The 14,242-nt window shown below is 66.1% G+C and carries 15 protein-coding genes; all 15 read left to right on the plus strand.

Annotation, left to right across the window (positions count from 1 at the left end; translation table 11 throughout):
• Positions 1-22 precede the first annotated feature (22 nt).
• A complete protein-coding gene (locus tag V0U35_RS03615) occupies positions 23-826 on the plus strand; it encodes a type II secretion system protein N (protein WP_330195289.1) in 804 nt (267 codons plus the stop codon).
• Entirely contained in the window at positions 823-2,772 is a 1,950-nt protein-coding gene (gspD, locus tag V0U35_RS03620; RefSeq protein ID WP_330195290.1) for a type II secretion system secretin GspD, read from the plus strand. The genes V0U35_RS03615 and gspD overlap by 4 nt, the downstream gene beginning before the upstream one ends.
• Positions 2,769-4,277 carry a type II secretion system ATPase GspE gene (gspE, locus tag V0U35_RS03625; RefSeq protein WP_330195291.1) on the plus strand — a complete coding sequence of 503 codons (1,509 nt, stop codon included), beginning with the start codon at positions 2,769-2,771 and terminating at the stop codon, positions 4,275-4,277. Before gspD ends, gspE begins: the two co-directional genes overlap by 4 nt.
• On the plus strand, positions 4,264-5,484 hold the full coding sequence (gene gspF, locus V0U35_RS03630; RefSeq protein ID WP_330195292.1) for a type II secretion system inner membrane protein GspF: 1,221 nt from the start codon (positions 4,264-4,266) through the stop codon (positions 5,482-5,484). Before gspE ends, gspF begins: the two co-directional genes overlap by 14 nt.
• Positions 5,485-5,487: 3 nt before the next feature.
• Positions 5,488-5,937: a type II secretion system major pseudopilin GspG gene (gspG, locus tag V0U35_RS03635; RefSeq protein ID WP_330195293.1), complete on the plus strand. Its 450-nt coding sequence runs from the start codon at positions 5,488-5,490 to the stop codon at positions 5,935-5,937.
• A complete protein-coding gene (locus V0U35_RS03640) occupies positions 5,934-6,407 on the plus strand; it encodes a GspH/FimT family pseudopilin (RefSeq protein ID WP_330195294.1) in 474 nt (157 codons plus the stop codon). The genes gspG and V0U35_RS03640 overlap by 4 nt, the downstream gene beginning before the upstream one ends.
• A complete protein-coding gene (gspI, locus tag V0U35_RS03645; RefSeq protein ID WP_330195295.1) occupies positions 6,407-6,766 on the plus strand; it encodes a type II secretion system minor pseudopilin GspI in 360 nt (119 codons plus the stop codon). Before V0U35_RS03640 ends, gspI begins: the two co-directional genes overlap by 1 nt.
• 5 nt (positions 6,767-6,771) lie before the next feature.
• Entirely contained in the window at positions 6,772-7,404 is a 633-nt protein-coding gene (gene gspJ, locus V0U35_RS03650; protein WP_330195296.1) for a type II secretion system minor pseudopilin GspJ, read from the plus strand.
• On the plus strand, positions 7,401-8,387 hold the full coding sequence (gene gspK, locus V0U35_RS03655) for a type II secretion system minor pseudopilin GspK (RefSeq protein WP_330195297.1): 987 nt from the start codon (positions 7,401-7,403) through the stop codon (positions 8,385-8,387). Before gspJ ends, gspK begins: the two co-directional genes overlap by 4 nt.
• Positions 8,384-9,595, plus strand: a complete 1,212-nt coding sequence (gene gspL, locus V0U35_RS03660) for a type II secretion system protein GspL (protein WP_330195298.1) — start codon at positions 8,384-8,386, stop codon at positions 9,593-9,595. The genes gspK and gspL overlap by 4 nt, the downstream gene beginning before the upstream one ends.
• Positions 9,592-10,086, plus strand: a complete 495-nt coding sequence (gene gspM / locus V0U35_RS03665; protein WP_330195299.1) for a type II secretion system protein GspM — start codon at positions 9,592-9,594, stop codon at positions 10,084-10,086. Before gspL ends, gspM begins: the two co-directional genes overlap by 4 nt.
• Complete coding sequence (gene gspN, locus V0U35_RS03670) at positions 10,086-10,814, plus strand: type II secretion system protein N (protein WP_330195300.1); 729 nt, start codon at positions 10,086-10,088, stop codon at positions 10,812-10,814. Before gspM ends, gspN begins: the two co-directional genes overlap by 1 nt.
• An 11-nt stretch (positions 10,815-10,825) precedes the next feature.
• Positions 10,826-11,251: a hypothetical protein gene (locus V0U35_RS03675; protein WP_330195301.1), complete on the plus strand. Its 426-nt coding sequence runs from the start codon at positions 10,826-10,828 to the stop codon at positions 11,249-11,251.
• 74 nt (positions 11,252-11,325) lie between these two features.
• On the plus strand, positions 11,326-12,126 hold the full coding sequence (gene phnC, locus V0U35_RS03680) for a phosphonate ABC transporter ATP-binding protein (RefSeq protein WP_330195302.1): 801 nt from the start codon (positions 11,326-11,328) through the stop codon (positions 12,124-12,126).
• Complete coding sequence (phnE, locus tag V0U35_RS03685; RefSeq protein ID WP_330195303.1) at positions 12,123-14,129, plus strand: phosphonate ABC transporter, permease protein PhnE; 2,007 nt, start codon at positions 12,123-12,125, stop codon at positions 14,127-14,129. The genes phnC and phnE overlap by 4 nt, the downstream gene beginning before the upstream one ends.
• Positions 14,130-14,242 lie beyond the last annotated feature (113 nt).

Consider the following 14,242-nt stretch of genomic DNA (forward strand, 5'->3'; position numbering starts at 1 on the left):
CAAGTGGGACGGAACAGCCGGAATGACCATGACCAGCTTGAAATCATCGGGGTTTGCCGGGCGCATGCGCGCCGGACGGCTGACCGGTGCGTTGGTACTAGCGGCCGAGCTGGTTCTGATCGCCGCAATCGGTCTTATGCTGGCACGCGGGATTTGGCTTGTCGCTTTCGGGGCCGGAGCCGCGGACGTCACGATCGACCCGCCGGCTGTCAGTGCTTCAACCGAGCGGACCGGGGCTCCTTTCCAGCGCCCGGACGGAGACATCCTGTTCGCGGCCCGTAATGCCGGTCCGGTCGTTGAGGCCGAGGCCGCGCCGGAAACCCAGCTCGACATTTCCCTGCATGGCGTACGGCTGAGCAGTGAACCTGCTACCGCGACCGCCATCCTCCGCCCCGGCAGGCTAACTCATTCCAGTTATCGCGTCGGTGACGAGATCGCCGATGGCGTCACCCTGACGGCCATTCACGCTGATCGCGTCACCATCCGCCGCAATGGCGTTTCAGAATCGGTCTTCCTGCGCGAGGACGCGCGGCGTGAGCCGACTTTGATCCGCAGTGAAGGGGGCCGGACCGGCAATCCGGGTCTTGTGCCCGCCATCCGCAATGGACGCCTCGCCGGCTTCGAGATCACCGCCGGTGCCGATCCGGACCTGCTGGCCCGTTCCGGTCTTCAGACCGGTGACCTCGTCACCGCCGTCGATGGTCAGGCGATCACGCCCACAACCGATCTGCCGGGCCTCGCCGCCCGGCTCCGTTCAGCAGACACCGTCCGGCTCGAGGTCGAGCGCGGCGGACGCACACTGACCCTGGAGGCCGAACTGCGATGACGTTTGCCCGTTTCCCCCGCTTGCTGGCCATGGCCGGTTGCGCGGCCCTTCTGGGCCTGACCGGACCGGCGGGCGTGGGCGCGCCGGTCTTTGCCCAGAACAATGTCCTGAATTTCCAGAATGCCGACATTCGGGCGTTCATCGACGATGTGTCGCTGGTCACCGGCTACACCTTCATCGTCGATCCGGAAGTGCGCGGCCAGGTGACGATCACTTCGCAGGTTCCACTCGACGAGGCGGGCGTGTTCGAGGTCTTTCTCGCCACGCTGCGGGTCAATGGCTATGCGGCCGTGCGTACGCGGCCCGGCGTCTACCAGATCCTGCCCGACATCGAAGGTCCCCGGGCCGGCGGGGCGGGCTCGGATGCGAGCTATGTCACCGCCGTGGTCCGTCTCGACCACGCCAGCGCGCGCGGCGCGGTGACGGCCATCCGCCCGATGATGAGCCCGCAATCGGTGATCAACCCGGTCGAAGGCTCCAACGTCCTCGTCATGGTGGATTACGCCGCCAATATCGAGCGCGCCCGCAGCGTTCTGGCCGGTCTCGACCGTGACACGTCGGTCTTCGAAATGGTCGAGATGACCAATGTCTCCGCGACCGACATGGCCGGGATTATCGAGGGCATGCGCGCCCGGACCAGCTCGAATAGCGAGGACGGCATGTTCGGCGTCACGGTCGTGCCGGTGCCATCGTCGAACTCGATCCTGCTGCGCGGCGAGCGCGCCGCCGTCGACCAGATGCGCGACCTGGCCGCGCGCGTCGATGCGGTCAGCCGGTCGAGCCAGGACTATCGCGTCGTCTATCTCAGTCATGCCGACGGGGCGTCGTTGCTGCCGATCCTGGAAAACATTTCCGCCGAGATCGCCGGTGAAAGCGGATCGTCCGGTGAACAGGTCTCGGTGGCCTTCCACCCGGCGACCAACGCGCTGATCATCAATGCGCCGCCCGACGCGCAGCGCCAGATCGAACAGGTCATCCGCCAGCTCGATATCCGGAGGCCGCAAGTGCTGGTCGAGGCGATCATCGTGGAGATTTCCGACAGCGCCTCGCGCGATCTCGGCCTGCAATTCCTGCTGTCCGGCGACGATGACGGCGACGCGCCCTTCGTGATGAGCCGTTACAACAACGCCCGTCCGAACCTTCTGGCCCTGACCGGTGCGCTGACCTTCGCCGAAAATGACGAGGACAGCGCCGCCTCGCCTTCGCTGCGCACCGCGGCGATCAACTCACTGCTGGCCGCGAGCGGGATTACCGCCGGGTTTGGCGGCCAGGACAGCAACGGCAATCTCTTCGGCGTCATCCTCAATGCAGTGCGCGACGACCAGGATTCCAACATCCTGTCGACGCCCTCGATCCTGACGCTCGACAACGAAGAGGCCTCCATCCTCGTCGGCCAGCAGATCCCGATCACGACCGGTGAAACGCTGGGCGCGAACAACACCAATCCCTTCCGTACGATCGAGCGCCAGGATGTCGGCGTGCAGCTGGAAGTGCGTCCGCAGATCAGCGAAGGCGACACGATACGCCTCTTCATCCGCCAGGAAGTGTCGAGCATTTTCGGCCCGGTCAGCGCCAACTCAACCGACCTCATCACCAACAACCGGGAAATCCAGACCACGGTGCTGGCCGACAATGGCGAGATCATCGTGCTCGGCGGCCTCATCCAGCAGGACCAGCAGGACTCGGTCAGCGCGGTGCCCGGTCTCGGTCGCGTTCCCGGCATCGGCCGCCTGTTCCGGTCGGAAGGCACATCGACCGTGCGCACCAATCTGATGGTGTTTATCCGCCCGACCATCATCCGCAGCGCCGAGGATATGCGCGGGGCCACGGGCCGCAGCTATGGCCAGGTCCGCCAGAGCGCGGCGGGTGCGCCGCCGCCAGGACTCAATGATCTCGACGCCATCGCCCGGATGATGATGCCGCCGAGTGAGTCTCCGACCCCATGAATGCCAGTCCGACCCAGACCCCGGACGCCGGACGGATCGCCTATGGCTTTGCCCGCGACAAGGGTATCGCGCTGAAAGGCGGCGACACGCCGGTCTTCCTGATGCGTGAAGGGGCCGATCCGCTCGCCCTGCTCGAGGCGCGGCGTGCGGCGGGTTTTCCTTTCACGGTCGAGGTGCTGGGCCGGGACGCCTATGACAGCGCGCTGACCGATATCTATGCCTATGACGGTCTGGACCGCGATGGCGGGGATGCGGACGACGATACGGAGAGCCTGTCGCGCATCATCGATGAAATTCCGCGCAGTGCCGACCTGCTCGATGCGGCGTCCGACGCGCCGATCATCCGTCTGATCAACGGGCTGATCGCCGAGGCGATCCGCACCCAGGCGTCCGACATCCATGTTGAGCCCTTCGAGGACAAGGTCTCGGTCCGATATCGCATTGACGGCGTGTTGTCAGAGACCGTGACGCTGGCCCCGCGCCTCGCGCCGCTGCTGATCTCGCGCATCAAGGTGATGGCGCGGCTCGACATTGCCGAGAAACGCGTGCCGCAGGACGGCCGCCTGACTTTGACGCTGGGCGGAAAGGGCGTCGACGTGCGTGTCTCGACCCTGCCGTCTCGTTTTGGCGAGCGGGTCGTCCTGCGCCTCCTCGACAATGAAAAGGCGCGCCTGACGCTCGACCAGCTTGGAATGTCGCCCGCGACGCTGGCGAGCTTCCGCAAGGCGCTGTCCCAGCCCAACGGCATCATCCTCGTTACCGGTCCGACCGGGGCGGGCAAGACGACGACGCTCTATGCCGGTCTCAACCTGCTGAATGAAGCAACGCGCAACATCCTGACCGTGGAGGACCCGGTTGAGTATGCGCTGGCCGGTGTTGGCCAGACGCAGGTCAATCCGAAGGTCGGGATGACGTTCGCGACCGGGCTGCGCGCCATCCTGCGCCAGGACCCGGACGTGGTCATGGTCGGGGAAATCCGCGACGGCGAAACGGCGGGTATCGCCGTGCAGGCGAGCCTCACCGGTCACCTCGTGCTTTCGACCGTGCACACCAATTCGGCCGTCGCGGCGATCACGCGCCTGCGCGACATGGGCGTGGAGAGCTTCCTGCTCGGCTCGACTGTCACAGCCATCGTGGCGCAGCGGCTCGTGCGCCGGCTGTGCCCGCATTGCCGCGCGCCCTATGCCGCCGATGCAGCGGAAAAGGCCGCGCTGGGTGTGGCCGAGAGTGATCCGCTGACCCTGTTCCGTGCGCCGGGCTGCGCGTCTTGCAAGGGGCTCGGTTATCAGGGCCGGGTCGGACTTTATGAGATCGTCACGGTGGATTCGACCTTGCGCGGGATGATCCATGGCGATGCCAGCGAGGCCGACATGGCCCGCCACGCCTTCGCCAACAGCCAGACCCTGTTCCAGCACGGTGCTGACCTCGTTCGCGCCGGAACGACAAGCCTTGCCGAATTGCTGCGCGTCAGCCGCGAGGATGGAGAGGGCCATGCCGGCCTTTGAGTACGAAGCCATCGATGCGGCAGGGAAGAAGAGCCGCGGCTATCTGAGTGCGGACTCCGAGATCGCCGCGCGCCGCGAATTGCGCCGCCGCCGTTTGAGCCTGCTCAGCCTTGGTGCCGCCCGGAGTGCAGGCAAAGCCAGGGCGGCTGTCACGGCGTTCGCCCCGAAAGCCCTGCCGTCGCGCGAGCTGATGCTGGTCACGCGCCAGCTGGCGAGCCTGATCGGTGCCGGCATGCCGGTTGAGGAAGCCGTTGGTATGATCGCCGGGCAGGGCGGCGGGCAGGCCACCCGCCGCGTCCTGACCGATGTGCGCGCCCGGATCGTCGAGGGCGAGCGCCTGTCCGAAGCGATGACATCTCACCGCGCGAGTTTCCCCGATGTCTACCGGGCGATGGTCGCGGCGGGCGAGATGTCTGGCGGACTGGCACAGGTGCTCGAACGGCTCGCTGATTACCTGGAAAAATCCCAGGCGCTGAAACGCAAGCTGCAGACCGCGCTCGTCTATCCGGCAGCGTTGAGCGTGACCGCGCTTGTTGTCGTGGGCGTGCTGATGGTCTTCATCGTGCCGCGTATCGCCGAACAGTTCGACGGAACCGGCGTGACGCTGCCCCTGCTGACCCGGACGCTGATCGGTGTATCGGGTTTCCTGCAGATGGCCTGGCCCTTCCTGCTGATCGGAGCGGGTGTCCTCGTCGCTGCTGTCCTGCTTCTCCTGCGTCGCCGGGCGATCCGCGTCCGGCTCGACGCGCTGTTGGCGCGGATGCCGGTTGTCGGCGGAGCGGTCCGCAAGACCGAGTCGGCGCGCTTTGCCCGGACGATGGATGTCCTCCTTGGCTCCGGCGCGATCCTGCCTGATGCGCTAAAGGCCGCACGCGAAGCCGCCGGAAATCACGATTTCCGGTCCCGGGTTGCGGCCATCCTCGCCGATGTCGAGAGCGGGCGGGGCCTTGCCGATGCCATGAAGGCGCGCCGCTGGTTCCCGCCGCTCATGCTCTACATGGTCGCGGCGGGTGAACGCTCGGGCACGCTGGGTGACATGTTCGCCCGCGCCGCTGATCAGCTCGAACAGGATATCGAGGGCGGGATCGTCGTGGCGCTCAGCCTCGTCGAACCGGCCATCATCATCGTCATGGGCGTGATCGTGACGGGCATCGTCCTGTCGATCCTCCTGCCCATCCTTCAACTCAATTCGCTTGCGCTGGGATAGATCATGACCGCCAAAGACACCTCCAGGCCCGAAGACAAACGCGCCGGTTTCTCGCTGCTCGAACTCATGGTCGTGCTGGTGATCATCGGCCTGCTCGCGACCATCGTCGTGATCAACGTCCTGCCCAGCCAGGACCGCGCCATGGTCGAGAAGGCCCGTGCCGATATCGCGACACTGGAACAGGCGGTCGAGCTCTACCGGCTGGAATTGCTGAGCTATCCGTCTACCGAACAGGGGCTGGAAGCGCTGGTGACGGCACCCGCCGATCCGCGCCTGTCGGCCCGTTTCCGCGAGGGCGGTTATATCCGCCGCCTGCCGAACGATCCGTGGGGCAATGCCTATCTCTACCTCCAGCCAGGCGAACACGGAACGGTCGACATCTATTCGCTGGGCCGGGATGGCCGTCCGGGTGGCGAGGGCCAGGACGCCGACATTGGAAACTGGGACGAGTGACGCGGCCGCCGGCCTCCGGAACCGCGGGCTATTCGCTCGTTGAAGTGCTGGTCGTGATGACGCTAATCGCGCTCGTCAGCGGCGGGGTCTGGATCGCTTTCGGTCCGGACAAGCGCCCCGGCGAAGCCGAAGCGGGCCGGCTGGCTGTTGCCCTGATGCGTGCCGAGCAGGAAGCCATCCTGTCGGGCGAGTTTGTCGGGCTGGATATTGAGCCCGGTTCGACGCATTTCCTGCGCTTTCGCGACGGGGAATGGCAGGCCGATCCGTCCATCGCCGGGGGCGGGCTGAGGCTGGATGAGGGACTGTTTCTGCGTCTCGCCGGCGCGGCTGCAACGGAAGCGGAAGGTCCCGATTTGTGGCTCGACCCGACCGGGGCGAGCGATCCCGCGACGTTGCTACTGGACGCTGGTGAGCAGCGCTACCGGATTGAATTTGATGCTGGCCGTGCCCGGGTCGAGGCGGAGGGCTGATGATGCGTGGCGGCTTTTCCCTCATCGAGATGCTGGTGGCTTTGGGAGTCCTCTCCATCGCCGGGCTGGCGCTGATGAACACGACGCGCGAGTCCCTGCGCACCGGTCAGATCCTGGAAGACCGCAGCCTGTCGGCGCTGGCGGCGGAGAATATCCTCAATGCCGAACTCGCGCGGGTCAGCGGCGGTGCGGTTCTGGCCACGAGCGGCGATTACGCGCTCGGCGGGCGAGAATGGGACTGGCGCATCACCGTTACCGCGACCGATGACGCCGATCTCGTGCGGCTTGATCTCCTGTTGAGCGAACCGGAGTCAGGCCGCACGGCGGCTGAACTCACGACTTTCCGGCGCAGGGGCTGACCGGTATGCGCGCAGGGTTTTCCCTTATCGAAGTGCTGGTCGCGACGGCCACCCTCGCCATCGCGGGTCTCCTCGGCGTGGGCATGCTGGCCGGGACGCTATCGAGCCGTGAGGCCCTGACCGAGCGCCAGGCCCAGCTGGCCGATGTGGACACGCTACGCCTCCTGTTGCGCGATGATCTCGGCCAGCTGGCCCTGCGCCCAACCCGCACGTTCGACGGGCGGGCAACACCGATTGTGCTGGCCGGATCAGAGGCGGGTGTAGATGTCTGGGGCGAAGCCGCTCGCGACGGCCAGGTCCTGCTCGCCCTGACCCGGCGGGGCTGGGCCAATCCGGGCGGCATTCGCGCGCGCAGTTCGCTGCAGCGTGTGGAGTACGTCCTGACCGGAGAGGGCCTCGTGCGCCGTGCGACCGGTTTCCCCGATGCCGTCGCGGGCACGCCGCAAAGTGAACGTTTGCTCCTTTCCGGGACGCAATCGGTCGAGCTCGAATTCCTCGTCGGCACGCACTGGCTGGCGCAGGGTGCGGTCTCGCTTGCGCCGGGTGCCGGACCCGTTCCGCGCGCCATGCGGCTGCGTTATGAGATGCCCGGGCTTGGTGAGATCGAACATGTCGTCCTGATCGGAGAGACGGCATGAGGGACGAGACGCGCAAACGCGGAACGGCGCTGATCAGTGCGCTCCTCGTCGTCACGGTTATGTCGGCCGTGGCCGTCGAGATGTTGGGCGACATGCGCGCCGGGATCGAACGCAGCGGCAATGTCGGCGACCGCGACCGGGCCTACTGGTATGCGATGGGCGCGCGTGACTATGCCGACAGCCTGCTCGCCCGGGCAATGGACGACCCCGAGACTGCCATGCGCCCCGATGCGCCCTGGCTTTCCGGTCCGGCGCATTTCCCGATCGAGGGGGGGATGATCACGGCGCGGCTGCGCGACGCGCAGACCTGTTTCAATCTCAACAGCCTCGTTGCGGAAACCGAACCCGGAAACTTTGAAACACGCCCCGAAGTGGTTGAACGGTTTGACGCACTGCTGGTCATGGCGGGTATCCCGCCGGGCGACGCCTCACGGATTGCAGCACAGGCAGCGGACTGGATCGACAGCGATTCCCGGCCTGGCGCGGGCGGGGTGGAAGACAATTTGCTCGCGCGGGCCGACACGCCCTATCTTGCCGCCAACACGCTGATCGTCGAGACCGAGGAATTGCGGGCGCTACCGGCGATGACGCCGGAAATTTTCGCGGCGATTTCGAACCTTGTCTGTGCGCTGCCGCAGGCGGATGACATGCCGCTCAACGTCAATACGCTGCAACTGCAGCAAGCCATGCAGCTGGCCGCACTCTTTCCGGGGCGGTTGTCGCGACTTGATGCGGAGGCGGTCCTCCTGCGGCGGCCGTCGGGCGGTTATGCGCGCGTGGAGGATTTCTGGGCCGATCCGGTGCTCGCGGCGCTGGAACCGGAGGCCGGGGACCTCGCTCGCGTCACCCTCGTTTCGCGCTGGTTCGAAACCGAGATCGTGGTGGCGCTGGGGTCGGCCCGTTACACGCTGGAAGCCCGGGTCGAGGCCGACCAGGCCGGTACGCTCAACCACCACGGTCAACGCTTCGGAGCCCTGTCATGAGTGCGGCCGATCTCATTGTCATGCTTCCACGGGCCGGTCAGACGCAGGTGAAATGGACGTTCCGCGACCGGGCGAGCGGGGAGGTCCTGTCGCGCGGTGATCTGGGCGAGGCCGAACCGCCTCGCGAGCTGGCGGCGCGGGCCATTCTGATTGCGCCCTCAACCGAGATTCTGGTCCGGCGTCTGGACTTGCCCGTGCGCCACGAGTCCGAAGCAAGACGGGCTGCGCCTTTCGCACTGGAGGAGGAACTGGCCTCCGGACTTGAGGAGACGCGTATCGCCGTTGGCCCGCGTCAGCCCGACGGGTCACGTCTGGCCTTTGCCGCCGCTGGATCGTTGGTCGAGCGTTGGCAGACCATCGCCGCACGCGTTGGTGTGCGGCCTGCGGTGCTGGTTCCCGATGCCTGGGCGTTGTCAGCGGACGCAGGCGAGCTGGTCGTCGCGGAATCGGGCCGCGACCTTCTTTTCTTCAACAATACCGGTACCGGTCCGGTCTGCGGGCGGATCGAGGCCGGTTTTGCCGCGACCGTCCTGCCGGCCCTGCTCGGTCAGACCCGCCCCGAGCGGCTGGCGATTACGCCGGGCGTTGATCTGCCGTCCTTTGGGGATAGCGCACCGCAGCTATCCGGGCTGGAGCCGATCGATGCCGGGGCCCGCATCGCTTCGCTGGACCCGTCGGTTCTGCGCATGCTTCCCGCGCTGCTGGGACGTCAGCATGCGGCAGCCACGGACTGGAGCGGGATGATCCGGCCGTTGCGCCGTGTTGCGGCGCTGGCGGCGGCGGCGCTTGCACTGTTCGTGGCCGTGTCTGTAGGCGAAGGCGCGTATCTGCGGGCGCAGAGCGATGTGATCGATGTACGCGCTGAAGACGCCTTCCGTGCGGCCTTCCCGGATGTCGAGAGGGTGGTCAATCTTGATGCCCAGCTGCGTCAGCGGGCCGGTGCGGCGTCGGGTTCCGAGGCATCCGTGTTCCTGCAACTGGCCGGCGCGCTGAGTACGACGCTGGCCGACGGCGGTGACATACAGGTCGAGGCGCTGCGCTTTGATGGTACGCGCGGTGAGCTTGGTGTGACCGCGACCTATCCGGACTTTGCCAGTTTCGAGGCCTTGAGCCGCCGGGCCGAGGCCAATGGTCTCGTCATCGAGGATGGCGGCGCGCGCCAGGCCGGTGGCGTACTGACCGGTGACTTCATAGTGAGGCAGAGATGAGCGCGCGGCGGATCGACATGACGTCCTGGTGGCAGGGCCGCACGGGCCGCGAGCAGGGCTTGCTGGCGGGACTAGCTCTCGTGCTGGGCGTGCTCGTCCTCTGGTACGGCATTATCGCGCCGGTCGTTGGTTGGCGCGACACATCCCGCGCCCGCTACGAAGTCTCGGCGGAGCGTTATCTCCACGTCACGGCAGAACTGGCGCGGATCGAGGGCAGCGCGGAGGCGCACGCCGTCCAGACCTATGACCGGCCCTTGCGTACGGTCGCGGGTGAACGGGCAGCCGCGCACGGTTTGGCGATCAGCCGTGTGCTGCCCGATGGTGATGGCCAGCTCAATCTCTGGATCGAGGCCGCGCCCGCCGGGTCACTGACCGACTGGCTTTCCGATCTCGACCGCAATCACGCGGTCCGGGTCGAACGCCTGACGCTGGACCGCCGGGCCGACCGGCTGGTCAACGCCCAGATCGTGCTGCGGCGGGAGGTCCGGTGATGGGTACAGGACTGCGAATCGCCGCGCTCGTGGTCGCGCTTCTGGCCGGTCTGATCGCCTTTCTGCCCATGCGCGCGGCTCTCGCCATGGCCGGGGTGGATACCGGCGGCGCGGTCTATGGACCGGTCTGGAATGCGCGACTCTACAACACGCGAATCGATACCTGGTCGGTGGACAGTGTCGAGGCCGGTCTGTCGCCTGCGGCGCTGCTGACCGGACGTGTCAGCCTCGACTGGCAGGCTATTGATCCCGGTATTCAGGGGGGCGGTCGCTATGTGCAGACGCTGTCGGGCCGGAGCGAACTGAGCGGCACGCGGCTGATCCTCTCGCCCGGATTTCTTGCGCCGGGCCTGTCCGGCATTCTGGCACCGGACGACATCGTGGTTATCCAGATTGACCAGGCCAGGTGGCAGGACGGGCAATGCCTGTCCGCCGACGGATCGGTTCGCAGTGATGCGCTTTACACTCTTGGCCAACGCCTGGACGCCGACCTGCCACCGCTCGACGGGACCCTGTCCTGCGAAGACGGGGTGCTGACCGCCGCGCTTGCCGGGGCCGCGTCAGACGGTGAGGTGCGGATTGCCGTCACGCTGGATGGCCGGGTCTATGGCTGGCGTGCCGGGGTTCGGACCGGCGACCCGAACGTGGAAGGTGTCTTGCGCACGGCCGGATTTAACGCCGAGGATGGCGGCTGGATGTTGAGCGGAAACGGGATCGTGCAGCCATGACGGGCCGGGTGATGGCAGTCCTGAGTCTGGTCGCCGTATGCCTCGCGGGCGGTGCGGATGCACAGGAGGCAAACGCGGGGCTGCCGCCGCAATCCATATATCCGGGCGATTGTGGTGTTTTCTTCTGGACGCGGGCCGAGCCGAACGCCTTCATCGCCTTTGCCAATCGCACGCGTGGCGATGCGCGGATCTGGCTTGACGGGGCCATCGTCGATTTCACCGTGCCGGTTTCTGCAACGCCGGAGGGGCGGGTCGGCGAACAGATTGCCTATACGATTCCTGCTGCGGGTGCGCGGCTGGAAGGCGAGATCACCGAACAGCGTGGCGATGAATTCGTGCTGTCGCGCGCCTTCCTGCGCCAGACCCTGGCTGACGGATCTGAACCCGTGACGCCGCTCGTGGGACTGGCCGCCTGCCGGATCCCGTCTGCACCGTAGCGGACGCTTGTCACAAAACCGTTGCACGGCTAGGCCAGAACACAGCGGGGACGATCAGCAGGGCCTGACTGAAGATGACCGAAGCCATTCCGGCGCTCGAAATACACGACGCGACGAAGACTTACGGACCGATGCGCGCGATTTCCAACGTGTCGCTCTCGGTGGAGCGGGGCGAAATGGTTGCCCTTATCGGGCCATCCGGCTCCGGTAAATCGACCTTGCTCCGCGCGGCCAGCGGGCTGGTCGTTGCCGATACCTCGTCTGGGCCGATCCGGATTTTCGGTGACCGGGTTCAGGAAGCGGGCAAGCTGTCGCGCGGCGTGCGCCGGGCGCGCTCGCAGGTCGGTTTCATCTTCCAGCAGTTCAACCTGGTCAAACGTATCTCGCTTTACGCCAATGTGCTCCTCGGCGCGCTCGGGCGCATGCCCGGCTGGAAAGGCGCGCTGGGGCGATTCTCGACCGAGGATCGCAAGAAGGCGATGGAGGCGCTCGAGCGTGTCGGCGTGATCGAACATGCCGGCAAGCGGGCGTCTGATCTGTCCGGCGGCCAGCAGCAGCGCGGCGCGATTGCCCGGGCCATGGTCCAGGGTGCTCAGGCCATTTTCGCCGACGAGCCGATTGCATCGCTCGACCCGGTCTCGGCGCGCAACGTCATGCAGCTTCTGTCCGAGCTCAACAGCCAGGACGGCATCACGGTCGTGGTGACGCTCCACCAGGTCGACTATGCGCTTAAATACTGCGAGCGGGCCGTCGCGTTGAAAGACGGGCATGTCATCTATGACGGACCGACCAGCGGACTGACCCGAACCCGTCTCATCGAGATTTATGGCGACGAATATATCGGCGTTCTGGACGAGGAAGGAGCCACATCATGATCGCGCGCCTGTTTGCCGCGATCGCGGCCGCCCTGACCTTTGCCACCGCCGCGCCGGCCCAGCAGCCCGGCGACGAGATCGTGTTCGGCGTGGTCGCCACCGAGCAATCGGAAAACGTGCTCGCCCTGTGGGAGCCCTTCGTCGAGGACATGCGCCGGGACACCGGCTATGACATCCAGCTGCGTTCGGCGAGCGATTATGCCGGTGTCATCGAGGCCATGCGCGCCGACCAGGTGCAGATTGCCTGGCTGACCAATGCCTCGGGGCTGGAAGCCTCACGCCGCGCCAATGCCGAAGTGTTCGCGAAATTCATCTATCCGGACGGCCAACTTGGCTACCGATCGATCATCATCGTGCCGGACGATTCGCCGATCCAGTCGCTCGAGGACCTGCTCGCCTGCGACCAGAGCGTCAATTTCGGTCTCGGCGATCCGCTCTCGACATCGGGGACGCTGGTCCCCCAAGCCTACATCTTCGCGGCGCGCGGCATTGATCCGCAGACCTGTTTCAACCAGGTCACCAACGCCAGTCACGAGCAGAACCTTCTGGCCGTCGCCAACCGCCAGCTCGACGCGGCGACGAATAACACCACGAATATTGAACGCCTTCAGCGCACGCGGCCGGACGTTCTCGAACGCGTCCGCACGGTCTGGCGTTCGCCGCTGATCCAGACCGACCCGATCATGTGGCGTCTGGACCTGTCACCGGAATCCAAGCGCGCCATCATGGAATTCTTCCTGACCTATGGCTGGCGCGGCGACGCCGAACAGCGTGCCCATGAACAATCCGTCCTGCGCGAACTGGAAATGGGCGGTTTCCTGCCGGCGACCAATGACCATTTCCTGCCGATCACGCGGCTGGAGCTGATCCGCGACCTCGCGGCGGCCCAGTCCGACCCCGACCTGACCGAGGAGGAGCGCGCGCTCCGGGTCGGGGAGGTCAATGCCGAGCTCGACGAACTCGAGACGCGGGAACGCGTCGTCGCGATGGCGCAGCTCTCGACCGATATCGAACAGGCGCGCGCCCGCATGGTCGCGGACCCCGAGGGCGATCAGGCCCAGGTCTCCGAACTCGTCGATACTTTCCTGCAGGATCAGCCCCGCAATGTGCAGGCTGCCCGCATCGACCGGCGCGCGGAGACCGGCCAGTGGACGCGCGGCTTCATCGGTCTCGGTGCCGGCCTGCTCCTGTTTGCGGTGATGTTCTTCGGCTCGATGCCGCCGAAACATTCGCCCGCGCGCCTGATGTCCGACCGCATCATCGATGCGGCGATCTGGGGCGGTTTCTTCGGTCTGCTGGTCTGGAGTTTCTGGCCCGCAGAAGTGTTCAAGATCCCGCTGCTGGCGGAAAATGCCGGCCGGATGGGCGAATACCTCGCCGGTTTCGCGCGGCCTGATTTCACCGACTGGCAGCTCTATCTCCATCAGATCGTGGTGACGATCCAGATCGCCCTGTGGGGGACATTCTTCGCCGTCATTCTGGCGATCCCGCTGGGACTGCTCGGTGCATCGAACATCGCGCCGAACTGGATCCGGGTTCCGGTTCGCTGGGTGATGGACGGGCTCAGAGCGATCAACGAACTCGTCGTTGCGGCGGTCTTCGTCGCGGCGGTGGGTCTCGGGCCGTTCGCCGGTGTGCTCGCGCTGGCCTTCCATACGGCAGGTGTGCTGGGCAAGCTGTTCTCCGAAGCGGTGGAATCCATTGAAGAGGGCCCGGTCGAGGGCGTACGCGCCACCGGGGCCGGTCCGCTCAACGAAGTGACTTGGGCTGTCATCCCGCAGGTGATTCCGCTGTGGGCGTCGTTTGCGCTTTACCGCTTCGAGTCGAACACGCGTTCGGCGACGATTCTCGGCCTTATCGGCGCGGGCGGTATCGGCCAGGTGCTGATCGAGAACATCCGCTCCTTCCAGTACGGCAAGACGGCGGTGATCATCGGCATCATCATCATTGCGGTGACGCTGGTCGATGCGTTGAGCCAGGTGCTGAGAAAGCGCCTGATCTAGGTACAGGGAACGGGAAAGCGCCGTCACAAAAGCTTCGGCGATCTGTCACATTCACAAAAGCTTTGCGAAAGCGTCACAGGGGTGCCGCCGAAGCGTCATATCGGCGCGTCCGA

Source organism: Hyphobacterium marinum (genome assembly GCF_036330325.1).
GTDB classification, from domain to species: Bacteria; Pseudomonadota; Alphaproteobacteria; order Caulobacterales; family Maricaulaceae; genus Hyphobacterium; species Hyphobacterium marinum.